Origin of the sequence: Pseudomonas sp. HY7a-MNA-CIBAN-0227, from assembly GCF_040310325.1 — a bacterium.
Classification (GTDB): domain Bacteria; phylum Pseudomonadota; class Gammaproteobacteria; order Pseudomonadales; family Pseudomonadaceae; genus Aquipseudomonas.
Genome location: NZ_JBEOPT010000004.1, coordinates 98,238 through 123,160 on the forward strand (window position 1 = coordinate 98,238; position 24,923 = coordinate 123,160).

General features: G+C 58.4%; 22 protein-coding genes. 8 read left to right on the plus strand and 14 right to left on the minus strand.

Annotated elements, in window-relative coordinates; all coding sequences use genetic code 11:
* Positions 1-73: 73 nt before the first annotated feature.
* Positions 74-1,066: a D-cysteine desulfhydrase gene (locus AAEZ06_RS08530; protein ID WP_149413882.1), complete on the minus strand. Its 993-nt coding sequence runs from the start codon at positions 1,064-1,066 to the stop codon at positions 74-76.
* Positions 1,067-1,297: 231 nt separating this feature from the next.
* Here AAEZ06_RS08530 and epsC point away from each other — a divergent pair, with 231 nt between their 5' ends.
* Together epsC and betT are read left to right on the plus strand one after the other, a co-directional pair.
* Positions 1,298-2,224: a serine O-acetyltransferase EpsC gene (gene epsC / locus AAEZ06_RS08535; protein WP_149413881.1), complete on the plus strand. Its 927-nt coding sequence runs from the start codon at positions 1,298-1,300 to the stop codon at positions 2,222-2,224.
* A gap of 317 nt (positions 2,225-2,541) precedes the next feature.
* Entirely contained in the window at positions 2,542-4,503 is a 1,962-nt protein-coding gene (gene betT / locus AAEZ06_RS08540; protein ID WP_178114483.1) for a choline transporter BetT, read from the plus strand.
* A gap of 3 nt (positions 4,504-4,506) precedes the next feature.
* Here betT and AAEZ06_RS08545 read toward each other — a convergent pair whose 3' ends face one another.
* Entirely contained in the window at positions 4,507-4,755 is a 249-nt protein-coding gene (locus AAEZ06_RS08545; protein ID WP_149413879.1) for a hypothetical protein, read from the minus strand.
* A 242-nt stretch (positions 4,756-4,997) separates the two neighbouring features.
* Here AAEZ06_RS08545 and mgrA point away from each other — a divergent pair, with 242 nt between their 5' ends.
* On the plus strand, positions 4,998-6,035 hold the full coding sequence (gene mgrA / locus AAEZ06_RS08550) for an L-glyceraldehyde 3-phosphate reductase (RefSeq protein WP_350613874.1): 1,038 nt from the start codon (positions 4,998-5,000) through the stop codon (positions 6,033-6,035).
* Positions 6,036-6,099: 64 nt separating this feature from the next.
* On the opposite strand, the gene tauD is transcribed toward mgrA, so the two are convergent.
* The 7 genes from tauD to AAEZ06_RS08585 all read right to left on the minus strand — a co-directional run bounded on the left by tauD (position 6,100) and on the right by AAEZ06_RS08585 (position 14,295).
* Complete coding sequence (gene tauD, locus AAEZ06_RS08555) at positions 6,100-6,936, minus strand: taurine dioxygenase (protein WP_149413877.1); 837 nt, start codon at positions 6,934-6,936, stop codon at positions 6,100-6,102.
* Between the two features lie 55 nt (positions 6,937-6,991).
* Positions 6,992-7,828 carry a taurine ABC transporter permease TauC gene (gene tauC / locus AAEZ06_RS08560; RefSeq protein WP_149413876.1) on the minus strand — a complete coding sequence of 279 codons (837 nt, stop codon included), beginning with the start codon at positions 7,826-7,828 and terminating at the stop codon, positions 6,992-6,994.
* Complete coding sequence (gene tauB, locus AAEZ06_RS08565; RefSeq protein WP_350613877.1) at positions 7,825-8,604, minus strand: taurine ABC transporter ATP-binding subunit; 780 nt, start codon at positions 8,602-8,604, stop codon at positions 7,825-7,827. The genes tauC and tauB overlap by 4 nt, the downstream gene beginning before the upstream one ends.
* 16 nt (positions 8,605-8,620) lie before the next feature.
* Positions 8,621-9,598: a taurine ABC transporter substrate-binding protein gene (gene tauA / locus AAEZ06_RS08570; protein ID WP_149413874.1), complete on the minus strand. Its 978-nt coding sequence runs from the start codon at positions 9,596-9,598 to the stop codon at positions 8,621-8,623.
* Positions 9,599-9,778: 180 nt separating this feature from the next.
* Positions 9,779-11,362: a glutamate--cysteine ligase gene (gshA, locus tag AAEZ06_RS08575; RefSeq protein ID WP_350613880.1), complete on the minus strand. Its 1,584-nt coding sequence runs from the start codon at positions 11,360-11,362 to the stop codon at positions 9,779-9,781.
* 213 nt (positions 11,363-11,575) lie between these two features.
* Positions 11,576-11,959, minus strand: coding sequence for a PaaI family thioesterase (locus AAEZ06_RS08580; RefSeq protein ID WP_149413872.1), 384 nt, complete (start codon positions 11,957-11,959; stop codon positions 11,576-11,578).
* A complete protein-coding gene (locus tag AAEZ06_RS08585; RefSeq protein ID WP_149413871.1) occupies positions 11,959-14,295 on the minus strand; it encodes a Tex family protein in 2,337 nt (778 codons plus the stop codon). The genes AAEZ06_RS08580 and AAEZ06_RS08585 overlap by 1 nt, the downstream gene beginning before the upstream one ends.
* Before the next feature lie 355 nt (positions 14,296-14,650).
* Here AAEZ06_RS08585 and ompR point away from each other — a divergent pair, with 355 nt between their 5' ends.
* Both ompR and AAEZ06_RS08595 read left to right on the plus strand, forming a co-directional pair.
* Positions 14,651-15,391, plus strand: a complete 741-nt coding sequence (ompR, locus tag AAEZ06_RS08590; protein ID WP_133103043.1) for an osmolarity response regulator transcription factor OmpR — start codon at positions 14,651-14,653, stop codon at positions 15,389-15,391.
* 117 nt (positions 15,392-15,508) lie between these two features.
* Complete coding sequence (locus AAEZ06_RS08595; RefSeq protein WP_133103044.1) at positions 15,509-16,822, plus strand: ATP-binding protein; 1,314 nt, start codon at positions 15,509-15,511, stop codon at positions 16,820-16,822.
* An 89-nt stretch (positions 16,823-16,911) separates the two neighbouring features.
* On the opposite strand, the gene rimK is transcribed toward AAEZ06_RS08595, so the two are convergent.
* Together rimK and rimB are read right to left on the minus strand one after the other, a co-directional pair.
* The gene (rimK, locus tag AAEZ06_RS08600) at positions 16,912-17,817 is read right to left on the minus strand and encodes a 30S ribosomal protein S6--L-glutamate ligase (RefSeq protein WP_038445187.1); all 906 of its coding nucleotides are present in this window, start codon (positions 17,815-17,817) and stop codon (positions 16,912-16,914) included.
* Positions 17,814-18,296 carry a retropepsin-like aspartic endopeptidase RimB gene (gene rimB / locus AAEZ06_RS08605; protein ID WP_502948027.1) on the minus strand — a complete coding sequence of 161 codons (483 nt, stop codon included), beginning with the start codon at positions 18,294-18,296 and terminating at the stop codon, positions 17,814-17,816. The genes rimK and rimB overlap by 4 nt, the downstream gene beginning before the upstream one ends.
* A 296-nt stretch (positions 18,297-18,592) precedes the next feature.
* Here rimB and AAEZ06_RS08610 point away from each other — a divergent pair, with 296 nt between their 5' ends.
* From AAEZ06_RS08610 to AAEZ06_RS08620, 3 genes are all read left to right on the plus strand, one after another.
* Positions 18,593-19,000, plus strand: coding sequence for an RNA-binding S4 domain-containing protein (locus AAEZ06_RS08610; protein WP_149413869.1), 408 nt, complete (start codon positions 18,593-18,595; stop codon positions 18,998-19,000).
* Between the two features lie 167 nt (positions 19,001-19,167).
* A complete protein-coding gene (gene hslO / locus AAEZ06_RS08615; RefSeq protein ID WP_133103047.1) occupies positions 19,168-20,070 on the plus strand; it encodes an Hsp33 family molecular chaperone HslO in 903 nt (300 codons plus the stop codon).
* Positions 20,071-20,249: 179 nt separating this feature from the next.
* Positions 20,250-21,797 carry a phosphoenolpyruvate carboxykinase gene (locus AAEZ06_RS08620; RefSeq protein ID WP_149413868.1) on the plus strand — a complete coding sequence of 516 codons (1,548 nt, stop codon included), beginning with the start codon at positions 20,250-20,252 and terminating at the stop codon, positions 21,795-21,797.
* 57 nt (positions 21,798-21,854) lie between these two features.
* Here AAEZ06_RS08620 and AAEZ06_RS08625 read toward each other — a convergent pair whose 3' ends face one another.
* From AAEZ06_RS08625 to AAEZ06_RS08635, 3 genes are all read right to left on the minus strand, one after another.
* Complete coding sequence (locus AAEZ06_RS08625) at positions 21,855-22,445, minus strand: SLATT domain-containing protein (protein WP_149413867.1); 591 nt, start codon at positions 22,443-22,445, stop codon at positions 21,855-21,857.
* A gap of 142 nt (positions 22,446-22,587) precedes the next feature.
* Positions 22,588-23,958: a reverse transcriptase/maturase family protein gene (locus tag AAEZ06_RS08630; RefSeq protein WP_178114481.1), complete on the minus strand. Its 1,371-nt coding sequence runs from the start codon at positions 23,956-23,958 to the stop codon at positions 22,588-22,590.
* Between the two features lie 108 nt (positions 23,959-24,066).
* On the minus strand, positions 24,067-24,918 hold the full coding sequence (locus AAEZ06_RS08635; protein ID WP_149413906.1) for an EamA family transporter: 852 nt from the start codon (positions 24,916-24,918) through the stop codon (positions 24,067-24,069).
* Between the last annotated feature and the right edge of the window lie 5 nt (positions 24,919-24,923).

Here is a 24,923-nt window from a genome sequence, read left to right on the forward strand (position 1 = left end):
ATTGAGTTTTTAAGACTTGAAAATAATATAAATTACGGCCGTTATTCTTTTTTGGAATAAAAGACGGAATTGTTCAGAACAGCGAATCATAAGCAAATAACGCCGGAGCGCCGCCGGTGTGCAGGAAGATAATTGGGCCGTCCTCAAAGCGCTGGCGGCCAATGCCATCCAGCAACCCGGCCATGGCCTTGCCAGTGTAGACCGGGTCCAGCAACAGGCCTTCCTGGCTGGCCAGCAGCTTGATCGCCGCCAGGGTGCCGGCATTTGGCTCGCCGTAGCGGGGGGCGAAGTATTCGTCCCAGAGGATCACCTTGAAGCTGGCGGGAATCTCGACACCGAGCAACTCGGCAGTCCGTTCGGCCAAGCCTTGCACCTTGGGCCGCTGGGCCTCATCGGTGCGCGACACGGTCACACCGATCACCGGCAAATCCGGCAGCGCTTCACTCAAGGCCAGGGCCAGCCCGCTATGGGTGCCGGCGCTGCCCGAGGCGAGCACCACGGCGGCAAAGGTGATGCCGCTGTCTTCGATCTGCCTGGCCAGCTCCAGCCCTGCGCGCACGTAGCCCAGGGCACCGATGGCATTGGAGCCGCCGATGGGCACCTGATACGGTTTCTTGCCGTTGCTGCGCAGGCGCTCGGCGAGGGCGCGCAGTTGTTCGTCGGCATTGTCCAGGTTCTCCACCAATTCAACTTTGGCGTCGAACAGCTCCAGCAACAGACGGTTGCCGTTGCCCAGGTAGTTGGGGTCTTTGGTGCCGGTGGGGTTTTCCAGCAGGGCGACGCAGCCCAGGCCCAGCTTGGCCGCCAAGGCAGCGGTTTGGCGCACATGGTTGGACTGGATGGCGCCGGCGGTGATCAGGGTATCGGCGCCTTGGGCCAGGGCATCGGCTGCTAGGTATTCGAGTTTGCGCAGCTTGTTGCCGCCCATGGCCAGTGGCGTGGTGTCGTCGCGCTTGACGTAGATATCGCGGCCCAGCCAGGCCGATAACCGATCGAGTTTTTCCAGGGCAGTGGCGCCGCCCAGCAGTTCCAGACGATTAAAACGGTCGAGCTGTTGTTTGATCATGGCTACGCACGGGAGATAAAAGATGCAGCGACTATAGGCAGGCACTTTTCATCGGGCAACTGCCAATCGCTTATGTCGGTTGGTTATGTGCTCGGCATGATTAGTTCTTAAGGCGGACCCTGTGGCATGTCGTAAGGTAGCGGTCATTTCAGCTTCAAGCGGCAAGCTTCCAGCTACAAGTAAAAGCAGGCGGGTACTTGCTTGCAGCTTCCCACTACCGAAGGTTCCACCATGAGCGAGCGTTCCAGTCATTGGCAATTACAGACCATCGTCAGCCAGTTGCGCAGCGCCCGGGACCAGTGGCGCACCCACAATGGCCGGGTCAGCGGCGAGCAGGGCGGGCGTGAACTGCCGTCGCGGGACGCTGTGGCGCAGATTCTTGAAGCGCTGTGCGGAGCACTGTTCCCCATGCGTTTGGGGCCGGTGGACCTGCGCGAGGAAAGTGAAGATTTCTACGTCGGTCATACCCTCGATGTGGCGTTGAACGCCTTGCTCGCCCAGGCCCGCCTGGAGTTACGCTATGCCGCACGACAAGGCGGTCAACAAGACCGCGAAATCGATGCTACCGCCATCCGGTTGATCCAGGATTTTGCCCTGGCGCTGCCGGCTCTGCGCAGCCTGTTGGACACCGATGTGCTGGCCGCCTACCACGGCGACCCGGCCGCCCGCAGCGTCGACGAAGTGCTGTTGTGCTATCCGGGGATTCTGGCGGTGATCCACCATCGCCTGGCTCATCATCTGTACCGCGCCGGCTTGCCGCTGCTGGCACGGATCAGTGCGGAAATCGCCCACTCGGCCACCGGCATCGACATCCACCCCGGCGCGCAGATCGGTCCGAGCTTCTTTATCGACCACGGGACGGGTGTGGTGATTGGCGAGACGGCGATCATTGGCGAGCGGGTACGCATCTACCAGGCCGTAACCCTCGGGGCCAAGCGCTTCCCGGCCGATGAGGACGGGCAGTTGCAGAAAGGTCATCCGCGCCACCCGATTGTCGAGGACGACGTGGTGATCTACGCCGGGGCGACGATTCTGGGCCGGATCACCATCGGCAAGGGCTCGACCATCGGCGGCAACGTCTGGCTGACCCGCAGCGTGCCGGCGGGGGCCAACCTGACCCAGGCGAATTTGCAGCATGATGATGGGGCGCAGAAGTAGGTTTATTTAATGATCGCTCCCACGCAGAACGTGGGAGCGATCAGTTCCAAGTTTCTGCTGAACGTTTTGTCATCCCAATGCGTCATACCTTTCGTTGAACTATCGTAAGAACGCACGACTGCCTGGCCTTGCGATTAGTCCCAAAACACCTATTCATGTTTAACTTGACTGTTCGTTCAAGTTAAACCGGTGGTTCGCTGCCCGCTCACAACAGGAGGCTTGCCTTTGCTGAGTCCGCTTTTTACAACCACATCCAACACCCCTGAGGTGCGCCCTTCATGAGTGCATCGCCCACACCTTCCAGCGGTCTGATCCGCATGAATCCGCCGGTGTTTTACTTCGCCGCGAGTTTCATTTTGCTGTTCGGCCTGACCGTTATCGCTATCCCCGAACAAGCTGGCGCCTGGCTGCTGGCCGCACAAAACTGGGCGGCCAATACGGTCGGCTGGTACTACATGCTGGCGATGACCCTCTATCTGGTCTTCGTGGTGGTCACCGCTCTATCTGGTTACGGCAAGATCAAGCTCGGTGCCGACCACGACGAGCCCGAATTCAGTTACCTGTCCTGGGCCGGCATGCTGTTCGCCGCCGGGATCAGCATCACGCTGTTTTTCTTCTGCGTCTCTGAGCCGTTGACCCACTTGGTGCAACCGCCCCAGGGCGAGGCCCTGAACGCAGACGCCGCGCGCCAGGCCATGCAGATACTGTTTCTGCACTGGGGTCTGCATGGCTGGGGTGTATTTGCCTTCGTCGGCATGGCCCTGGCGTATTTTGCCTATCGGCATAACCTGCCGCTGGCGTTGCGTTCGGCTCTGTACCCGCTGATCGGCAAACGTATCAACGGCCCCATCGGCTATGCGGTGGATGGCTTTGGCATCATCGCCACGGTGTTCGGCCTGGGTGCCGACATGGGCTTTGGCGTATTGCACCTCAACTCCGGGCTCGATTACCTGTTCGGCGTGGCCCACACCCAATGGATTCAAGTCGGCATCATCACTTTGATGATGGGCGCGGCGATCCTGGTGGCCGTCTCCGGTGTCGACAAGGGCGTGCGGGTGATGTCCGATATCAATATGCTGCTGGCCTGCGCGCTGCTGCTGTTCGTGCTGTTCGCCGGGCCCACCCAGCACCTGCTCAACACCCTGATCCAGAATATCGGCGACTACCTCGGCGCCTTGCCGACCAAGAGTTTCGACCTCTACGCCTACGATAAACCCAGCGACTGGTTGGGTGGCTGGACTGTGTTCTATTGGGCCTGGTGGATCGCATGGTCGCCGTTTGTGGGCCTGTTTATCGCGCGTATTTCCCGGGGCCGCACCATCCGCGAATTCGTCTTCGGCGTGCTGTTGATCCCGCTGGGCTTCACCCTGGCCTGGATGTCGATCTTCGGCAACAGCGCCATCGACCAAGTGCTCAACCATGGCCTGACCGCGCTGGGGCAGTCGGCCATCGATGACCCGTCGATGAGCCTCTACCTGCTGCTGGAAACCTACCCGTGGAGCAAGACGGTCATCGCGGTCACGGTGTTTATCAGCTTTGTGTTCTTCGTCACCTCTGCCGACTCCGGCACTGTGGTGCTGTCCACTCTGTCCTCCAAAGGTGGAACCGCCGATGAAGACGGGCCGAAATGGTTACGGGTGTTCTGGGGCGCGATGACTGCGCTGGTGACCAGCGCCTTGCTGTTTGCCGGCAGTATCGATTCGCTGAAGTCAGCGGTAGTGCTGACTTCGTTGCCGTTCTCGATGATCCTTTTGCTGATGATGTGGGGGCTGCACAAGGCTTTCTACCTCGAATCCCAGAAGCAGATTGCGCAGATGCATTCCCTGGCTCCGGTGTCGGGCTCACGCAAGGGTCGTGGCGGTTGGCGTCAGCGTTTGAGCCAGGCCGTGCACTTCCCTTCACGGGATGAGGTGTACCGCTTCCTCGAAACCACAGTGCGTCCGGCTATCGAAGAAGTGACTGCGGTGTTTGTCGAAAAAGGCCTGAACGTAGTCACCCAGCCCGACCCTGCCAACGACAGCGTCAGCCTGGAAATCGGTCACGGCGAGCAGCAGCCGTTTGTCTATCAGGTGCAGATGCGCGGCTATTTCACGCCGTCGTTTGCCCGGGGTGGTATGGCTTCCAAGGAGATCAACAACCGCCGCTACTACCGGGCGGAAGTGCACTTGAGTGAGGGCAGCCAGGATTACGACCTGGTGGGCTACACCAAGGAGCAGATCATCAACGACATCCTCGACCAGTACGAGCGCCACATGCAGTTCCTGCACATGGTTCGTTGAAGCTCAGGCCCTGATGAACAGGGCCAGTGCCACCAATGGCGTACCGAACACCACACTGCCGATCACCAACTCCGACACCAGGGGCTGGCCGGCGGTGATCACGCCTATCGCGCCGTTGACCACCGATAAAACCAACCAAATCCCGACGAAGCTGTAAGCCAGCATGTGCCGGCTGACGCCCAGTTTTTGGCCGATCAACAGCATCAGCGCCAGCAGGGCCAGGCCGAAGGTGATGACGAGTGTGGTGTGCATGATCGATATCTCTACATCCCTGAAGGCAGACGTTAGCGTAGCAGCGGTCGAGCAGAACGAGGCGGCGTCCGAGAACGGCTACCGAGAAGTATGAAAACCGCCTCTATGTGAGCTTCGTCGTACCACCCTGATAGGCCTTTGCTGTAGAAAGGATGGGTGCACTTAAGCGATTCAGCTGCCCTTAAAAGGCCTGGGAATATCGTTATTCCTGCGCCTTATATGCCCTGACCAGAGAGGATTCGATGACTTACATTGCTGCCGAAAACCGCTATGAATCTATTCCCTATCGCCGCGTGGGCCGCAGCGGGCTCGTGCTGCCAGCACTGTCCCTGGGGTTGTGGCACAACTTTGGCGACAGCACCCCCATCGATACCCAGCGCGCCTTGCTGCGTACGGCATTCGACCTGGGTATCAACCACTTCGACCTGGCCAACAACTATGGCCCGCCCTACGGCAGCGCCGAGATCAATTTCGGTCGCCTACTGCGCGAAGACTTCAAGCACTACCGCGATGAACTGATCATCTCCAGCAAGGCCGGCTGGGATATGTGGCCCGGCCCTTACGGCCAGGGCGGCGGTTCGCGCAAATACGTGTTGGCGAGCCTGGACCAGAGCCTGCAACGCCTGGGCGTCGAGTACGTGGATATCTTCTATTCCCACCGCTTCGATGCTGACACCCCGCTGGAAGAAACGGCCAGCGCCCTCGCCACTGCCGTGCAACAAGGCAAGGCGCTGTACATTGGCATCTCATCCTATTCAGGGGCAAAAACCCGGGAAATGGCGGCGCTACTCAAAGAGTGGAAAGTCCCGCTGCTGATCCACCAGCCGGCCTACAACCTGCTCAACCGTTGGGTGGAAAAGGACCTGTTGGACACCACCGACGAACTTGGCGCCGGGGTAATTGCCTTCACGCCGCTGGCCCAGGGGCTGCTGACCGACAAATACCTCAATGGCGTACCGGCCGATGCGCGGGTGAATCGTCCGGGGGGCGGTTCATTGCAGGCTTCGCACCTGTCGGATGCCAACATCGCCCACGTGCGCGCCCTCAATGAGATCGCCAAGCGTCGTGGGCAAAGCCTGGCGCAGTTGGCCTTGGCCTGGACCTTGCGCGACCCTCGGGTGACCAGCGCCTTGATTGGTGCGAGCCGGCCAGAGCAGATCATTGAAAACGTCGGGGCGTTGAAGAACTTGAGCTTCACGGCGGATGAGCTGGCGCAAATTGATCGGTTTGCCCAGGAAGGCGGGATTAACTTGTGGGAGAAGCCGTCTACCGCTGAGTAAACGGTAGTGCTCAGTTGATAACTGATCGTTCCCGCGCAGGGTGCGGGAACGATCAGCGCCTTAATCAGAACGGCACATCCCCCAAAATCGTCGCCCGATGCATCACCCGCCGTTGCGGCCGGTAATCGTCAACGGCGTAGTGTTGGGTCACGCGGTTGTCCCAGAAGGCCACGTCGTTTTCCTGCCAGCGCCAGCGGATGGTGAATTCCGGGCGGGTGGCGTGGGCGAACAGCAACTTGAGGATGGCTTCGCTTTCGGCGGGTTCAAGTTCGTTGATTTTGCTGGTGAAGCCGTCGCTGACGAACAGCGATTTGCGCCCGCTCACCGGGTGGGTGCGAATCACCGGATGGGACAGTGGCGGGTTTTTGCGCCGGGCTTCTTCCCAGCGGGCCAAATCTTCGGCGGTGTTGCCGTAACGCTCCAGGGGGAAGGACCGCGTGAAATCGTGAGTCGCGGTCAAGCCGTTCAACAAGGTTTTCATCGGCTCCGACAACGCGTCATAGGCGGCAATGCCGCTGGCCCACAGGGTGTCGCCACCAAACTCCGGCAACAGCTTGGCGCTGAGCACCGCGCCCAGGGCCGGGGTCGGCAAGAAGGTCACGTCGGTGTGCCAGATGGCGTTGTCACGCACGTCGGTGACGGCGGTATCGAGGATCAGTACTTCGGGCTGCTCCGGCACGTTGGGGTAAATCGGGTGAATGTGCAGGTCGCCGAAATTTGCCGCGAATCGTGCCTGTTGCTGGGGGGTGATTGGCTGGTCGCGAAAGAACAGCACCGAATGCTTGAGCAACGCCTGTTCGATGGCGTCGCGTTGCTCCAGATTCAGTGGCTGAGTGATGTCGACGCCATTGATCTGGGCGCCAAGGGCGATGCTTAAGGGCGTTACGGTCAGGCTGCTCATGCTGTTCTCGAAAGTGTTGGGCGCCGAGGTGTCGGCGTAGTCAGTGCGGTTCTGTTCAGTGTGCCTGGCCGTGCCATGGCACCAGTTTGCGCTGCAGGGCGCGCAGGCCCATTTCCATGGCGAAGGCAATCAGGGCGATGACCAGGATGCCAAGCACCACCACGTCGGTGACCAGGAACTGCGCCGCCGACTGCACCATGAAACCCAGGCCGCTGGTGGCGGCGATCAGTTCGGCGGCTACCAGGGTTGACCAGCCGACACCCAAGCCAATCCGCACACCAGTGAGGATGTCCGGCAAGGCGCTGGGCAGGATCACGTGGCGAATCAGTTGTGCGCGGGTTGCGCCCAACGACTGTGCGGCGCGCAGCTTGGCCGGGTCGACGGTGCGCACGCCGGTGGCGGTGGCGATGGCAATCGGCGCGAAAATCGCCAGGTAGATCAGCAACACCTTGGACAGCTCGCCGATGCCGCACCAGATCACGATCAGCGGCAGATAGGCCAGCGGTGGAATCGGGCGGTAGAACTCGATCAGCGGATCGAGAATGCCCCGGGCAATGCGGTTGGAACCGATGGCGATGCCTACTGGCACGGCGGTCAGTACGGCAAAACCCAGGCCCAGGCCGATACGGCCCAGGCTTGCGGCCAAGTGCTGCCACAAGGTGGAATCCATGTAGCCGCTGGTCGCCAGCAGCCAGCCCTTTTGCAGCACGGCAGAAGGCGGTGGCAAGAACAATGGTTCGATCATCCCGCTAGCGGTCACGGCCCACCAGATGGCCAGCAAGGCAACCAGGGTCAGCACGCTGATCCAGCGCGTGCTCAAACTGCGGCGCACCGGCACGGTGGGCTGGGACGCTGGCTTGGTCGCCGTGGCCGGTAATTCATAACTGCTCATGCGTATACCTGCCGTTGGGAGAACACTTTGCCCAGGACGTGTTCGCGGGTTTCGATAAAGCGCGGGTCGGACTTGATCGCCCGTGCTGGTTCGCCAGCGGCGTAGCGCTGGCCGAAGTCCAGGCTCAGGCGTTCGACGACCTGGCCCGGATTGGGCGCCAGTAGAATCAGGTCAGTGGCGAGGAAGACGGCTTCTTCAATGTCATGGGTAATCAGGAACACCGGCTTGGCGGTGCGCTGCCAGACCTGCAGCAGCAACTCCTGCATCTGTTCGCGGGTGAAGGCATCAAGGGCGCCGAAAGGTTCGTCCATCAGCAACACGCGCGGGTCGGCGGCCAATGCACGGGCCAAACCGACACGCTGCTTCTGGCCGCCGGAAAGCTGCCAGATGCGTCGGCTGTCGAAACCGGCCAGGTCCACCAGGGCGAGCATTTCCCTGGCGCGGATTTCCCGCTTGGCTTTCGATACGCCCGCCAGCTCAAGGCCGAAGCCGACATTGGCCAGCACGTCCTGCCAGGGCAGCAGGGCATCGTCCTGGAACACTACGCCACGTTCGGCGCTCGGCCCTTTTACAGGCACGCCATCAAGGGTGATGTGCCCGGCGCTGGGTTCGACGAAGCCGGCAATCAGGTTCAACAGCGAGGTCTTGCCACTGCCGGACGGGCCGAGAGCGACCAGCAATTGCTGGGGCCCAAGGCTTAGGGAAATATCAGCCAGTACAGGCTCTGTGGCGCCTGGGTACTGTGCGCTGATGCGCTCCAGTTGTAGCAAGGCCATCGCGATGGACTCCCGATCAGTTGGTGATGAACTTGGCGCTGACGTACGGCGCGTAGTCCGCCAGCACGGCTTCGACCTTGCCCTGTTCCTTGAGGAACGCGGCGGTGTCGGTGACGGCCTTGGTGGTCGGCGCACCCAGCAGCGTTACTTGATCAGCTGCCAGCGGGTAGACGTTGCCTTGCAGCAGCAGAGGAATGTCGCTGGCCTTGGCCCCGGAGAGCTTCACCAGTTTTTCGACGTTGCCTTTGTCGGCGAGCCAGGCTTGTGGGTCTTTGCGGTAGGCGGCGTAGGCATCGAGGGTGACTTTGGCGAATGCGCTGACGATCTCCGGGTGTTTCTCGGCGAAGTCTTTGCGCACGATCCAGGCATCGAAGGTCGGCGCACCGAACTTGGCCAGTTCGCCGGAGGTGATCAGCACCTTGCCGTTTTCCTTGGCCACGCCCAGGGCTGGGTCCCAAACATAAGTGGCGTCGATATCACCGCGCTTCCAGGCGGCGACGATGGCCGGTGGCGCGAGGTTGAGGATGGTTACTTTCGATGGATCAATGTTCCAGTGCTTCAGCGCCGCCAGCAGGCTGTAATGGCCGGTGGAGACGAAAGGCACGGCGATTTTCTTGCCGATCAGGTCCTGTGGGCTGTTAATCCCGGAGCCGTTGCGGGCCACCAGGGCTTCAGCACCACCGATCTGGGTAGCGACGAGGAAGGTTTCCACCGGCACTTTGCGGGTGATGGCGGCGGTCAGCGGGCTGGAACCGAGGTAGCCGATCTGTACATCGCCGGACGCGATAGCGGCGATGATGTCGGAACCGTTGTCGAATTTGCGCCAGTCGATCTTGGCATGGGTGGCTTTTTCATACGCGCCGTCGGCCTGGGCGACTTTCGCCGGGTCCACGGTGGTCTGGTAGGCGATAGTGACGTCGGCGGCCTGGGTAAACAGGCTGGCGCCGGCCAGGGAAAAGGCCGCCAGGAGGCGTAGGGGGAAGTGCAGTTTCAAGGGGAAGTTCCTCATCAGGCGGCCGAGGGTCGGCGTTTGAGGAGACTAAATGATCTAAGAACACGAAAATAAATAACATTTTCGAATTAGCTTATGAGGGGAAAATCCATTGCCGGGTGAACACCAAACCTGTGGCGAGGGAGCGAGCTCCCTCACCACAGTTTATTCGTTGGCCGTTAATTAGTTACTGATCGCCAAAATACTCGCCTGGTACGACCCGACAAATACGTCGAAATCCCCCACTTCGTTCTGCTCAAGCTCTGCCTGCTGCGCCAGTGAACTGCGCGCCAGCTCCTCAAAGCGTGCCTGTTCCTCAGCGGCCAGCGGCTCCTTGCGGAAGAACTCGGCATGCACCTGGCTCTGATGCAGGGAGAACTGCGCAAAACTCTCTTTGCGCTCGCTCATCGCCGCCAGCACCTGGGCTGATGGCGTGAGGGACGGGTCTTTGATCTTCGCCAACTGGGCGTCCAGTGCCTGGCTGTGTTCAGTGCAACCATGGCTCTGGTCCAGCAGCGCCGCGAGAGGAGCAATCTTCTCCAGCAACTCGGCGGCCCATTCCTTCATCTCCACCGATTCACCGTGCCGCTGCAATTGCAGGCCCGGGCGGCGGCCTTCCTTGACCACACTGAGGAAGTTGGACGTGGCGTTGCCGCATTCGTTATCAGCAAACAGCGGGCTGTCGTTCAGCGCGCAATACAGCAGGAATGCGTCGAGGAAGCGCGACTCTTGCAAGTCGATGCCCATTGGCAGGAACGGGTTGATGTCCAGGCAGCGCACTTCGATGTACTGGATGCCACGGGCCACCAGCGCCTGGATCGGCCGTTCGCCGGTGTAGGTCACGCGCTTGGGGCGGATGTTGGAGTAGTACTCGTTTTCGATCTGCAGGATGTTGGTATTGAGCTGTACCCACTCACCGTCCTTGTGGGTGCCGACTTCGACATACGGGGCGTAGGGGGTTGCCACCGCTTCGCGCAGGCTGTCGGTGTAGCTGTCCAGATCGTTGTAGCAAGGCGTGAGACCCGCCTGGGCGTTGCTTTGGTAACCCAGGTCGCTCATGCGCAGACTGGTGGCATAGGGCAGGTACAGGGTATCGGCATCCAGTTGCTCCAACTGATGGGAGCGATCGCGCAGGAAGCCGGCATCCAGGGCTGGCGAGGCGCCAAACAGGTACATCAGCAGCCAGCTGTAGCGGCGGAAGTTACGGATCAGCGCGATATAGGCCGTGGACTGATAGTCGCGGTCAGTGCCGACAAAGCCTTCGGCTTCCTTGAGTAGCGGCCACAAATCTTCCGGCAGGGAGAAGTTGTAGTGGATGCCGGCGATGCATTGCATGGTCTTGCCGTAACGCAGGGCCAGGCCCTTGCGGTACACATACTTGAGCTGGCCGATGTTGGAGGTGCCGTAGTAGGCAATCGGAATATCTTCCTCGGCCGGCAATGGGCACGGCATCGATGGACTCCACAGGTACTCGTTGCCGAGCTTGCTGTAGGCAAAGCGGTGAATCTTGTCGAGGCTGCTCAGGGTGTCTGCCGGGTTGGGCAGGGCCGGAGTGATGAACTCCAGCAGCGACTCGGAGTAATCGGTGGTGATTTGTTCATGGGTCAGTGCGGCGCCCAAGGCCTCGGGATGCGGCGTTTGCGCCAGCCGGCCCTCACGGGTGACACGCAGGCATTCACGCTCGATGCCGTGCAGGCAATGCTCAAGCAAAGAGAGGTGGGCTCGCTCGCCGAGCAGAGCCAGGCGGCGGTTGAGAAGTTCGCTCAAGTTGGATTCCTTCACGCGTCAGTCGCCCCAATATGGGGGTGGGCAAGACGGTCTACAAGGGTGAAGTTAAAACTGGCGTTATCGCCTGGTTTTCGAGCCGGATTGACCCACTCTGAAAGAGCCGCCTTCATCCTGAATCTGGCTATCGTGCACAAAAAAAATTTCGGCGCAGCTTTCACAGCGCCGAAATTAACTCAAGTCGATGACAGGGAGCTATAGGACTGCGAAGGTGCCTTGTGCTTTTGCGACCAGTTTTTCGTCCTGGTACACGTCAGCCTCAACCACCAACGTGCGCCGGCCTGGGTGAATAACCCGGGCGGTGCACAGCACGTCGCCGTCTGAAACGGCGCGGATGTAGTTGATTTTGCACTCAATGGTCGCGCTCTGCTGGTCGAAACCATGGGCGCTGGAACAAGCCAGCCCCATGGCAATGTCCACCAGGCTGAAAATAGCCCCGCCATGGAGCTTGCCAGCGCGGTTGCGCAGCTGCGGCTCCAGGGTCATGGCCACTTCGGCAACGCCCTGATCCAGGCGTTGCAGGCGGCAGCCGATCAGTTCACTGAAGGCGCTGTGGGTCAAACCGGCTGGCAATTCCATTAGCGCTTCTTCAGTTGTTTGGCGTTGGCGAACAGCGACGCCATGGCGTTATTGGCCGGAGCTTCGGTGGCGGTTTCCTTGCGTGGTGCCGTATTTTGAGAGCGGTTTTGCGACTGGCGAGGCGCCGAGCCTGGGCGTGCGCCACGGGCACCGTCGATTTTCTCGCCGGGGGTGTCGCTCATGCGCATCGACAGGCCCACGCGTTTGCGCGGGATGTCGATTTCCATGACCTTGACCTTGACCACGTCACCGGCTTTCACCGCTTCGCGAGGGTCCTTGATGAACTTCTCGGAAAGCGCCGAGATATGCACCAAACCGTCCTGATGCACGCCGATATCCACAAACGCGCCGAAGTTGGTCACGTTGGTCACTACGCCTTCGAGGATCATCCCCAGTTGCAGGTCCTTGAGGTCTTCGACGCCTTCCTGGAACTCGGCGGTCTTGAACTCAGGACGTGGGTCGCGGCCCGGCTTTTCCAGCTCTTGCAGGATGTCGGTGATGGTCGGCACGCCGAAGGTTTCATCGGTGTACTTTTTCGGGTCCAGGCGCTTGAGGAACGTGGCGTCGCCAATCAGCGAGCGGATGTCGCGATCGGTTTCAGCGGCGATCCGTTGCACCAGCGGATAGGCTTCCGGGTGGACGGCCGAGGAATCCAGCGGATTGTCACCGTTCATCACGCGCAGGAAGCCGGCGGCCTGCTCGAAGGTTTTTTCGCCAAGGCGTGCGACCTTTTTCAGCGCTGCACGGGTCTTGAAGGCACCGTTTTCGTCGCGGTGGGTGACGATGTTCTGCGCCAGGGTAGCGTTGAGGCCGGAGATCCGGGCCAGCAGCGCCACGGAAGCGGTGTTTACATCGACACCGACGGCGTTTACGCAATCCTCCACCACCGCGTCCAGGCCACGCGCCAGTTTCAGCTGCGACACGTCGTGCTGGTACTGGCCGACACCGATGGATTTAGGGTCGATTTTCACCAACTCGGCCAATGGGTCCTGCAAGCGGCGAGCAATCGATACCGCGCCACGGATCGTCACGTCGAGGTCCGGGAACTCCTTGGAAGCCAGTTCCGAGGCTGAGTACACCGACGCGCCCGCCTCGGAGACCATGACCTTGGTCATCTTCATGGCTGGGTACTTTTTGATCAGTTCGGCGGCAAGCTTGTCAGTTTCCCGGCTGGCAGTGCCGTTGCCGATGGCGATCAGGTCCACCGAGTGTTTGGCACACAAGGCGGCGAGGATGGCGATGGTCTGGTCCCACTTGTTGTGGGGCACGTGCGGATAGACCGTGGCGTGGTCGAGCATCTTGCCGGTGGCATCCACCACGGCGACCTTGCAACCGGTGCGCAGGCCTGGGTCCAGGCCCAGGGTGGCGCGTGGGCCCGCCGGGGCGGCCAGCAGCAGGTCATGCAGGTTGTGGGCAAATACGTTGATCGCCTCGGTTTCGGCGCCGTCGCGCAACTCGCCCAGCAGGTCGGTTTCCAGGTGGGTGTAGAGCTTGACCTTCCAGGTCCAGCGCACGACTTCACCGAGCCACTTGTCCGCAGGACGATTCTGATTCTGGATGCCGAATTGTTGACCGATCATGCCTTCGCAGGGGTGCATGGTGCCCGGCAGTTCGTCGCCGACTTTAAGCGCGGAGCTAAGAATGCCTTCGTTGCGCCCACGGAAAATCGCTAGGGCGCGGTGGGACGGCATGCTCTTGAGCGGCTCGTCGTGTTCGAAGTAATCGCGGAACTTGGAGCCTTCCTCTTCCTTGCCTGCGATGACTCGGGCACTGAGGACGGCTTCCTGTTTCAGGTAGCTGCGCAGCTTTTCCAGCAGGTTGGCGTCTTCGGCGAAGCGCTCCATGAGGATGTACTTGGCGCCTTCGAGGGCCGCCTTGACGTCGGCGACACCTTTTTCGGCGTCGACAAAGCGTGCAGCTTCGCTTTCCGGGGCCAGGGAAGGGTCGTTGAACAGACCGTCGGCCAAGTCGCCGAGGCCAGCTTCCAGGGCGATTTGGCCCTTGGTGCGGCGCTTCTGCTTGTACGGCAGGTACAAGTCTTCGAGGCGGGTCTTGGTGTCGGCGAGCTTGATGTCGCGCTCCAATTGCGGGGTCAGCTTGCCCTGCTCCTGGATGCTGGCGAGAATGCTGATGCGCCGTTCGTCGAGTTCTCGCAGGTAGCGCAGGCGCTCTTCCAGATGCCGCAACTGGATGTCATCGAGGCTGCCGGTCACTTCTTTACGGTAACGGGCGATGAAGGGCACTGTGGAGCCTTCATCCAGTAGAGCGACGGCCGCTTCGACCTGTTGTGGGCGTACACCGAGTTCCTCGGCGATGCGGCTGTTGATGCTGTCCATAAAACCACCTGAAATTCTGAAAGCAGCTCGCAGGCCCGGAGAACAAGGCCCTTTGAGACTGGTTGAGCGGCCCGACTGGCGCCGCTGCCTGGGTCAAGAGGCAGCCTATTGACCCTCGAAATCGGAAAATCACTGCGTACCTGTGAAAAAAACGGCATGCAGCAAACGGTAAAGATCTGAATTTTCCCTGCACAAAGGCGGCGCAGTATAACCAGCGTTCTGCCGTTGGGGGGATTGCGCGGGATGTTGAAGGGCGCAGGTTCGCTGGCAGTAGAGGAAAAATCTGCTAACAATGCACACGGTGCGTATAACGGCAGCTACGCCATAATGCGCACCGAGATAAGAGGAGCATCTAATGAGCAGCACTGCACAAACTGCTGAAGGCGAAAAAATTCTCATCGTTGATGACGATCCAGGGCTGAGCAGCCTGCTGGAGCGGTTCTTCAACTCCAAAGGCTACCGCGCCCGATCGGTGCCCAATACCGAGCAGATGGACCGCCTGCTGGGCCGCGAAGTATTCAACCTGGTCGTACTCGACCTGATGCTGCCCGGAGAAGACGGCCTGACGGCCTGCAAACGCTTGCGCGGCGCGAACAATCAGATTCCGATCATCATGCTGACCGCCAAAGGCGATGAACTGAGCCGCATCAAGGGGCTCGAACTAGGCGCCGACGATTATCTGGCCAAGCCGTTCAACCCTGATGAACTCATGGCCCGGGTCAAGGCGGTATTACGTCGCCAGGCCGCTCCAGTGCCGGGCGCCCCGGGCAGTGAAGACGAAAGCGTCACCTTTGGCGACTACGAGCTGTCCCTGGCGACCCGTGAGCTCAAGCGTGGCGACGAAGTCCACATGCTCACCACCGGCGAATTCGCTGTGCTCAAGGCGCTGGTGATGAATGCCCGTCAGCCATTGACCCGCGACAAACTGATGAACCTGGCCCGTGGCCGCGAGTGGGACGCTCTGGAGCGCTCCATCGACGTGCAGATTTCCCGTCTGCGCCGAATGATCGAACCGGACCCGTCCAAGCCGCGTTATATCCAGACGGTGTGGGGTGTGGGTTACGTATTTGTGCCGGATGGCACTGCGACCAAGTGACCAATGTTTTGCAGGTGCGGGTATTCCGGTGTTTGATCCCTTGAGGGTCAGCCGGATTCCCGGCGTCTGTAATTCTGCGAGCCTTGCTCGCTCCTGCAAGGTGTCTAGCTGTCTTCTATGAAAACCCCCCTGTGGTTCCCGCAAAGCTTTTTTTCTCGCACCCTTTGGTTGGTGCTGATCGTCGTACTGTTTTCCAAGGCACTGACACTGGTTTATCTGCTGATGAACGAAGACGTGCTGGTGGATCGACAGTACAGCCACGGTGTCGCCCTGACCTTGCGTGCCTATTGGGCCGCAGACCCGGAGAATCGCGAGAAGATCGCCAAGGCTGCGACGCTGACCCGAGTGGTGGGCGCTGGTGTACCGGAAGGGGAGCAGCATTGGCCCTACAGTGAAATCTATCAACGCCAGATGCAGGCCGAACTGGGTGAGGACACCGAGGTGCGGCTGCGCATGCATGTGTCTCCTGCGCTGTGGGTGCGGGCTCCGAGCCTGGGGGATGGCTGGCTGAAAGTGCCCCTGTATCCGCATCCATTGCGGGGGCAGAAAATCTGGAACGTACTGGGCTGGTTCCTCGCCATCGGTTTGCTTTCTACCGCGTCGGCGTGGATTTTCGTTCGCCAGTTGAACCAGCCGCTCAAGCGCCTGGTGTTTGCTGCCCGACAACTGGGGCAGGGGCGTAGCGTGCGCTTGCCCATCAGTGACACCCCCAGCGAAATGACCGAGGTGTACAGCGCGTTCAACCAGATGGCGGAGGACGTCGAACAGGCCGGCCGTGAGCGCGAGTTGATGCTTGCCGGAGTTTCCCATGACTTGCGCACGCCGCTGACGCGACTGCGTCTGTCCCTGGAACTGATGGGCAATCACACTGACCTTACCGACGGCATGGTCCGCGACATCGAAGACATGGACGCCATTCTCGACCAGTTCCTGGCGTTTATCCGCGATGGCCGTGACGAAGTGGTGGAAGAGGTCGACCTGACCGACCTGGTGCGTGAAGTGGTGGCGCCCTACAACCAGAATGGCGAGCAGGTGCGCATGCGCCTGGAGCCGATCCAGCCGTTTGCCTTGCGTCGGGTTTCAATGAAGCGACTGCTGAACAACCTGATCGGCAACGCCCTGCATCACGCTGGCTCAGATGTGGAAGTCGCGGCCTATGTATCGGGCGATACCAATGCGCCTTACGTGGTACTGAGCGTCATGGACCGTGGCGCGGGTATAGACCCGGCGGAGCTGGAGGGCATCTTCAACCCGTTCACCCGTGGCGACCGTGCCCGTGGTGGCAAGGGTACGGGCCTTGGGCTGGCGATCGTCCGGCGGATTGCCTCGATGCACGGCGGCAATGTTGAGCTGCGTAACCGTACCGATGGCGGCCTGGAAGCGCGGGTGCGCTTGCCATTGGGGCTGATGTTGCCCAGGGATGCAGTGTAGGAGCAGCGGTAAGCCTCAAGCTGCAAGGGAAAAGCAGGCTGCTTTTGCTCTTTCTTGCAGCTTATAGCTTGAAGCTTGTAACTGCTCCTCTACCCCTTCCCTTTGGTCCGAGTCATATTCGGCCCGCTATTCTTCTCCAGATGCTGAATGATGATCCCCGCCACATCCTTGTTGGTGGTGGTTTCAATCCCTTCCAGGCCCGGTGACGAGTTCACCTCCATCACCAGCGGCCCGTGGTTGGAACGCAGGATATCCACACCCGCCACACTCAACCCCATGACCTTGGCTGCCCGCAGCGCTGTCATGCGCTCTTCAGGGGTGATTTTGATCAGGCTGGCGCTACCGCCACGGTGCAGGTTGGAGCGAAACTCGCCCGGCTTGGCCTGGCGCTTCATCGCCGCAATCACCTTGTCGCCGACTACGAAGCAGCGGATATCCGCACCGCCGGCTTCCTTGATGTATTCCTGGACCATGATGTTTTGCTTGAGGCCCATGAACGCCTCAATCACCGACTCTGCCGCTGTTGCGGTTTCACACAACACGACGCCGATGCCTTGGGTGCCTTCCAGTACCTTGATCACCAGCGGCGCGCCGTTGACCATTTCGATCAGGTCGGGAATGTCGTCGGGGGAGTGAGCGAACCCGGTCACCGGCAAGCCGATGCCGCGCCGCGACAGCAACTGCAGTGAGCGCAGCTTGTCCCGCGAGCGGGCGATGGCTACTGATTCGTTGAGGGGAAACACTCCCATCATTTCAAATTGGCGCAACACCGCGCAGCCGTAGAACGTCACCGAAGCGCCGATCCGTGGAATCACCGCGTCGAAGCCCTCCAGCGGCTTGCCCCGGTAATGGATCTGCGGCTTATGGCTGGCAATGTTCATATAGGCGCGCAACGTATCGATCACCACCATCTCATGGCCACGCTCGGTGCCGGCCTCGACCAGGCGACGGGTGGAATACAGACGCGGGTTACGCGACAGCACAGCGATTTTCATGCAACACCTGTGACAGAAATAGTAGAGGCCGGGAACACCGGCTTGTCTTGAACGTACTTGAGCCCGGGATTGACCACCAGTTGGCCGTCAATCAGGGCTTTGGAACCGAGCAGCAGGCGATAGCGCATGGCTTTGCGGCAGGCGAGAGTGAACTCCACCTGCCATACCCGATCACCCAAGGCCAGAGTCGTGCTGATGACATAGCGCACCTGCGCCTGGCCGTTGGAGCTCTTAATGGTTTTCATCGCCACCAGCGGCGCTTCGCAGCGTCGGTGACGCAGTTGCACCACGCTGCCCAGGTGCGCGGTGAACCGCACCCATTTTTCACCGTCGCGCTCAAAGGGCTCGATCTCGGTGGCATGCAGGCTTGAGGTACTGGCGCCGGTGTCGATCTTTGCCCGCAGGCCGGCCACTCCCAAGCCGGGAAGTGCCACCCACTCACGCAGACCCACAACGGTCAAATGGTCAAAAGTCTTCAATATGGGTAACCGGCATTCAGAAATAACTCGTAGTCGTCGAGGACAGTAACGTCCAACTGCTCACGGATTGTGACAATCCCCGAACTGTTCTCAGGGTTCGGGATCGAATTCGCGGTATTCACGCAGAATACTTGGCAAATGGCGACCGTTATCTATCGAGCTTCAGAAATCAGTCGGCTCAATGGAAACTCACAGAAACAGTGTAGTGACTGGCGTATCTTAGATGAGCCCCGATGTTTATGCGTCGAAGGGGTTCGACTGTTCAGTTGCGGCATTTTTCAGAGCGGGGAATTCAAGTGGCTCAAAAGCAGGAAGAGGACGAAAAAGTCCGTTTGGACAAATGGCTGTGGGCGGCGCGCTTCTACAAGACCCGTGCGCTGGCCAAGGCCGCGATCGAGAGTGGCAAGGTGCATTGTCGTGGTGAGCGCTGCAAGCCGGGCAAGGAGCCGCGCATGGGTGATGAGTTCCAGATCCGCGTCGGTTTTGATGAGCGCACGGTGGTGGTTCAGGCGCTCTCTATCGTCCGCCGAGGCGCGCCCGAGGCACAGGCCTTGTACGCCGAGACCGAAGCCAGCATCGCCAAGCGCGAGAACGCGGCGGCGATGCGCAAGGCCGGATCACTGGGTGTCAGCACCGACGGCAAACCGAGCAAGAAGCAGCGCCGCGATTTGTTCAAGTTTCGCGGCAGCGGCAACGATGATTAATGGATCAATCGCCCGAGGCGTCACTTGGCTTGGAACACGCCCGGTTTGTTCATAAACTGTCTCATCTTCGCTTTAAAACACTTCGTTTTTCAGGGGAGAAATGCACCAAATCGGTGCTAAAGCGCATAATTCTAGAAACATCGTCATCAATTCAGATACCCAGACCTATGACTGATCTACCGGACACCGACTTCACCCAACGCTTCATCTTCGACGACAACGACGCCCGCGGCGAACTGGTCGCCTTGGAGCGCAGCTATGCCGAAGTCCTTGCCAAGCACCCCTATCCGGAGCCGGTCGCGCAACTACTCGGCGAGCTGATGGCCGCTGCCTCGCTGCTGGTCGGTACCTTGAAGTTCGATGGCTTGCTGATCCTGCAGGCCCGTTCCGATGGTCCGATCCCACTGCTGATGATCGAGTGCTCCAGCGAGCGCGAAATCCGCGGCCTGGCCCGTTACGAAGCCGACCAGATCGCTCCTGACGCCACGCTGGCCGACCTGATGCCCGGCGGCGTGCTGGCCCTCACCGTCGACCCGACCCAGGGCCAGCGTTATCAGGGCATCGTTGACCTGGACGGCGCCGATCTGTCGGAGTGCTTCACCAACTATTTCGTGATGTCCCAGCAAGTGGGCACCCGTTTCTGGCTCAACGCCGACGGCAAGCGCGCCCGTGGCCTGCTGTTGCAGCAACTGCCGGCCGACCGTATCCGCGATGAGGAAGACCGCGCCGCCAGTTGGCAGCACATCACCGCCCTGGCCAGCACCCTGACCGCCGAAGAGTTGCTGGGCCTGGACAACGAAACCGTCCTGCACCGCCTCTACCACGAAGAAACCGTGCGCCTGTTCGACGTACAGTCCCTGCGCTTTCGCTGCAGCTGTTCCCGCGAGCGCTCGGCCAATGCCTTGGTGAGCCTGGGCCTGGAAGATGCCCAGACTCTGGTGGTAGAACACGGTGGCAATATCGAAATCGATTGCCAGTTCTGCAACCAGCGCTACCTGTTCGACACCGCCGATATCGCTCAATTGTTCGCCGGGGCGGGCGTCGATACCCCTTCGGGCACCCGCCACTAAAACGTTTAAGCACAGGTAAATCACCTGACAAACGCCGGATTAACGCCGTTCTGACGGGAGGGCCCTACTTTTTTTGGGCTTTTCTGGCATAATCCGGCCCACTTTTTCTGCGGTAGTAGTGCGCAACTTTCTACTACAAAACGTTTGGAGCACTCGGCCATAGGCCGACGGGGAACCTCATGACGCAAGCCAATAACGCCGTATACACCGATCTGAGTGTTGACGATCTGGTCAAAGAAGCCCTGCAGCGCGGTGAAGGCGAGCTTGCCGATACTGGCGCGCTGGTCGTACACACCGGTCACCGTACCGGCCGTTCGCCGGTCGATCGTTTCATCGTTGAAGAGCCTTCCACCCAGGCCGCCATCGCCTGGGGCCCGATCAACCGCAAGTTCCCGGCCGACAAGTTCGACGCCCTGTGGAACCGCGTTGAAGCCTTCATCGGCGAGCGTGAGCGTTTTGTTTCCCACGTGCATGTAGGCTCCGACCCGGCGCACTACCTGCCGGTCAAAATGACCACCGGTACTGCCTGGCACAACCTGTTCGGCCGTTGCCTGTTCATCAACCCTGAAGCTGGCCAGTACAACGCCGGCGGCAAGGGCGAGTGGCAGATCCTCAACGTCCCAGAGTTCGTCTGCGAACCTGAGCGTGACGGCACCAACTCCGACGGCACCGTGATCATCAACTTCGCGGCCAAGAAAGTGCTGATCGCTGGCATGCGCTACGCCGGAGAAATGAAAAAAGCCCTGTTCTCCGTACAAAATTTCCTGCTGCCAGCCGTCGACGTGCTGCCAATGCACTGCGCTGCCAACATGGGCGAAGAAGGCGACGTCACGTTGTTCTTCGGCCTGTCGGGCACCGGTAAAACCACCCTGTCCGCCGACGAAAGCCGCTACCTGATCGGCGACGACGAACACGGCTGGGGCGTTGGCGTGGTCTTCAACATCGAAGGCGGTTGCTATGCCAAGTGCATCGACCTGTCCGAGAAGAACGAGCCGGTGATCTGGAAAGCCATCCAGCACGGCGCCGTACTGGAAAACGTTGTCCTGGATGCCGACAAAAAGGCCGACTACGCCGACGACAGCCTGACCCAGAACAGCCGCGCCGCCTACCCGCGTGAACTGATCGAAAAACGCGCACCGAAAAACCTCGGTGGCGAGCCAAACGCCGTGATCTTCCTGACCTGCGACCTGACCGGCGTACTGCCGCCAGTGTCGATCCTCAGCGAAGAACAAGCGGCCTACCACTTCCTGTCTGGCTACACCGCTTTGGTGGGCTCGACTGAAATGGGTTCGGGCAGCGGCATCAAGTCAACCTTCTCCACCTGCTTTGGCGCACCGTTCTTCCCGCGTCCGGCTGGCGAATACGCAGAACTGCTGATCAAGCGCATCCGCGGCTTCGGCTCCAAGGTCTACCTGGTCAACACCGGCTGGACCGGCGGCGGCTACGGCGTGGGCAAACGCTTCAACATCCCGACCACCCGTGGCGTGATTGCAGCGATCCAGAGCGGCGCGTTGATCGGTGCTGAAACCGAACACCTCGACACCATCAACCTCGACGTACCATTGGTCGTGCCGGGTGTTGAAACTGGCTTGTTGAACCCACGTAACACTTGGGCTGACAAGGCTGCTTACGATGAAGCAGCGAAAGCGCTGACCGGGTTGTTTGTTGAGAACTTCAAGAAGTTTGAAGTGAGCGACGCGATCAAGGCGGCTGGGCCGAAGTTGTAAGATTCGGTAGCTGTTTGAAAAAGCCGCCCCTTGTGGGCGGTTTTTTATTGAAAGTACTTAAACAGCTGGGGATTGATGCATCACATAAAAAATGGATAGTAAAATTAGTGGTGTCGTGATTAGCAACGTGCAGGCAGTTTGAAAGCTATAATATTTAAACTCAATCTTTAACGCTGTGAGACATGAGACTTTGAAGTCTTTGTGTTCGGTTTTAAATAGCTTGTAATCAATGAGGTCGTGATTTTCGGGAGAACGATCGATTATGCGGGCATATTCTTCTATTAAGGCTTCCGCCTTAGATGTCTCGGCGATTTGGATTTGTAGTGAGACCTTATCGTAAAGTGCCGTTAGATCTTTGGCACATACGTGGTGCCTTTCGGCTTTCTGTTCGGCGTTTAAAGATCCTTCGTGTAGGCTGAAAACTAGAATTAGTAAGGAGCCTATAATCGACGAAAGATTTAAAGTTGGATTGGTATGCGTTTCTGTTAGAGAAAAAATACCAATGGCGAGAATGTATATAGAGAAAGCAGATACAAGATACCCTCCCCAAACTTTTCTAGCTTGCAGGCGCCTACTTGCGTTGAACCTAGCTCCTTTGGTTTTCCATATTTTAGTCCTGAGTTCGTCTAATGTATTTATATGTGACAAAAGGAGTGCCCCCTTAAAGTTAACTGATTAATTTCCCCGGAATCAACCGAAGCCTTACAGGCCAACTATTACGTAAGCATAGTAACCAATACCCAAGATTTTTCTTGAATCTATGACCAAAAAAAGCAGGTCATAAAGGGGGCTAGTACATAGTGCCGATATCCCTTTCGAGTTGCAAGAGCTGATTTGACTTCAGCCTTTCGAATAGCGCATCAATGTGCTCAGGCGCATATGCGGCAGATGCATTTGGGTCTAAGTATCCAAAGCGCCTTAGCGCGCTAATTTTTTCTTGTGTTGTTTTGTATGTATCATAGTTATGTATGTATCCGCCTTCTGGATTATGCTTTGCCTCGTGATAGGCTCTGGAAAGGCGCTTTACCCGCGAAATTTCAGCTGGGGTCAGGTGTGCTTTTTTTAGCTCCCTTTTAATAATCGCATCTAGGTCGTATAGGATTTTAAGATCCGTTATTTCAATAAAATAAAATATCCACCCAAACCTTTTTTTCTCACTTATAGCGCCTGTTATTTTTTCATTGAGATGCTCGATTAGTATGTTTTTTCGCGTCTCGATAGTCAGCCAGGTTGTGCCAATTGATTTGTCTTGGCCTTTTTTGTATCGTGTGATTGGTGCAATTAATGAGGCGGTAAATTTATCTCGTGACGAATCTCTGACCGAAACTTTGTCGTTGCCGAGGAAATTATAGCCCAAGTACTCTAGGCCACCGCTTATTTGGCCTTCTTCTGTTTTTTCATTCGTTTCTAGCTTTATTTTGTATAGTAAGTTTTTGATGTCTTTTGTTATTTTCGAGGTTTCTTTTGAGGCGATAATTAAAATATCATCGACATATCGTCTGTAATTCACTGATTCGAATTTTTTATCTATTCTGTGTAAATATATGTCAGATAGTATGTTGGAGATAGGCAGCCCCTGAGGCACGCCCAAAGAGTTTTCAGTGGGATAGAATTTTCTTTTCGTGCTCGCGCTGACAGTGATGTTTTTAATTGCGTTAGAAATTAACCATAAAGTTTTTTTGTCCACTGTTCTACTTAGTTTTTTTAGAAGTATCTCGTGATTTATATGGTCATAGAAGCTTTTAATATCGATTTTGCAGAAAAATAAATCTTCGTTGCTATTCTTAAGGCTTTCCTTGATTTCCCTGATTATTTCATTTGGGAGTTTTTTGTTTATAGCGTCGGGGTAATAGGACTGTAGGCACTTATTTGCTGACGATAGCAGTGTCTTGTCGCGAATGGTTGGCTTGGATATTACTCGCGGCAGTTTGTTCTTTCCCTTGCTTTTGACTTCTTCGAGATAAGGAGAAAACTTAAACTTATAAGATTTTATCTTTCTACTACAGCTTTCAGTTTCTGATCTGATAGAGGACTCAAAAGCCGACGCGCTGGTACCATCAATGCCGATGCTGGGCTTAGATTTAATTTTATCAATAAACACTTTTCGGAGTGCTTCTGGACTGAAGTACTCCTGAAATGCCTTTCTTCTCTCCTGAGTCATACGCGTTCCTTGCAGGCGATTTTTCCTAGCTGCCATTTTGCCACTATCTGGGATTCGTCGCATATGTCTAATTTTTACTCGACCCCAGCCTCAAACAAACCACAAAAATTAACCAACCAAATGCAAAGTCATTGCTCCTAGTAATACTAAAAGAACGCCCATTATTTGCACCGCCGACAGCCGTTCCTTGAAAAACACAAACCCCAAAATCGCCGCGATCCCGCCGGACAGAGTGCTGATCACCGTCACCACTGAAACCGACCCAGCCATCGCGCCCCAAGAAAATGCCGAGAAACCGCCCAGGTTCATCAAGCTCGCCCCGGTCAGCGTTGCGCAGTTTTTTAGCGGTGGGATTTTCAGGCCGTCTTTGACTTTAAGGACCATCAACACCAGCACGCACAGCCCCACCAGATAACCGAGCCAGAGCATGGTAATCGGGCCAAGGCTCGGGAGGGTGTAGCGGCCTTGCAGCCAGAAGCTGGTGCCATAAAGCATCGCGGCGAGCATGGCGTAGGCGATGGAGCGATTGGAGCTGTTGTGGGGGATGCCGTTGTCCTTGTGGATGCTGGAGAGGATCACGCCGACTACGCACAGGGCGATGCAACCGAGTTGAATCAAGTTTATGTGTTCGCCGCTGGCCCAGGACAGCAAGGTAGTGACGACGCCGTAGGACGTCACCAGCGGCGCGACGATGGCGGCTTTTCCCAAGGCGAAGGCCTTGGACAGGGCGAGGGCGCCGGAGACAGTGAGCAAGGCGGCTGCGGCGCCCAGGAGCCAGACGCTCAAGGGCGCGGCGAGGGATTTCAGGAGGAAGGCGGGGAATATGATCAGCAGCAGGGTCATGATCACGAAGCCCAAGGCTTGGCCGAAGTACACCGCGCGTTTGACGCCGACGGCTCGGGCGTTGAGGCCAACGAGAAAGTCGGTGCCACCCCAGAGCAGAGCGGCCAGCAGGCCCATTAGTA

Bases quoted from the DNA above. Each gene is read 5' to 3' on its own strand.
- AAEZ06_RS08530 (WP_149413882.1), bottom strand. From the start codon at position 1,066: ATGATCAAACAACAGCTCGACCGTTTTAATCGTCTGGAACTGCTGGGC.
- epsC (WP_149413881.1), top strand. From the start codon at position 1,298: ATGAGCGAGCGTTCCAGTCATTGGCAATTACAGACCATCGTCAGCCAG.
- betT (WP_178114483.1), top strand. From the start codon at position 2,542: ATGAATCCGCCGGTGTTTTACTTCGCCGCGAGTTTCATTTTGCTGTTC.
- AAEZ06_RS08545 (WP_149413879.1), bottom strand. From the start codon at position 4,755: ATGCACACCACACTCGTCATCACCTTCGGCCTGGCCCTGCTGGCGCTG.
- mgrA (WP_350613874.1), top strand. From the start codon at position 4,998: ATGACTTACATTGCTGCCGAAAACCGCTATGAATCTATTCCCTATCGC.
- tauD (WP_149413877.1), bottom strand. From the start codon at position 6,936: ATGAGCAGCCTGACCGTAACGCCCTTAAGCATCGCCCTTGGCGCCCAG.
- tauC (WP_149413876.1), bottom strand. From the start codon at position 7,828: ATGAGCAGTTATGAATTACCGGCCACGGCGACCAAGCCAGCGTCCCAG.
- tauB (WP_350613877.1), bottom strand. From the start codon at position 8,604: ATGGCCTTGCTACAACTGGAGCGCATCAGCGCACAGTACCCAGGCGCC.
- AAEZ06_RS08580 (WP_149413872.1), bottom strand. From the start codon at position 11,959: ATGGAATTGCCAGCCGGTTTGACCCACAGCGCCTTCAGTGAACTGATC.
- AAEZ06_RS08585 (WP_149413871.1), bottom strand. From the start codon at position 14,295: ATGGACAGCATCAACAGCCGCATCGCCGAGGAACTCGGTGTACGCCCA.
- ompR (WP_133103043.1), top strand. From the start codon at position 14,651: ATGAGCAGCACTGCACAAACTGCTGAAGGCGAAAAAATTCTCATCGTT.
- AAEZ06_RS08595 (WP_133103044.1), top strand. From the start codon at position 15,509: ATGAAAACCCCCCTGTGGTTCCCGCAAAGCTTTTTTTCTCGCACCCTT.
- rimK (WP_038445187.1), bottom strand. From the start codon at position 17,817: ATGAAAATCGCTGTGCTGTCGCGTAACCCGCGTCTGTATTCCACCCGT.
- hslO (WP_133103047.1), top strand. From the start codon at position 19,168: ATGACTGATCTACCGGACACCGACTTCACCCAACGCTTCATCTTCGAC.
- AAEZ06_RS08620 (WP_149413868.1), top strand. From the start codon at position 20,250: ATGACGCAAGCCAATAACGCCGTATACACCGATCTGAGTGTTGACGAT.
- AAEZ06_RS08630 (WP_178114481.1), bottom strand. From the start codon at position 23,958: ATGACTCAGGAGAGAAGAAAGGCATTTCAGGAGTACTTCAGTCCAGAA.
- AAEZ06_RS08635 (WP_149413906.1), bottom strand. From the start codon at position 24,918: ATGGGCCTGCTGGCCGCTCTGCTCTGGGGTGGCACCGACTTTCTCGTT.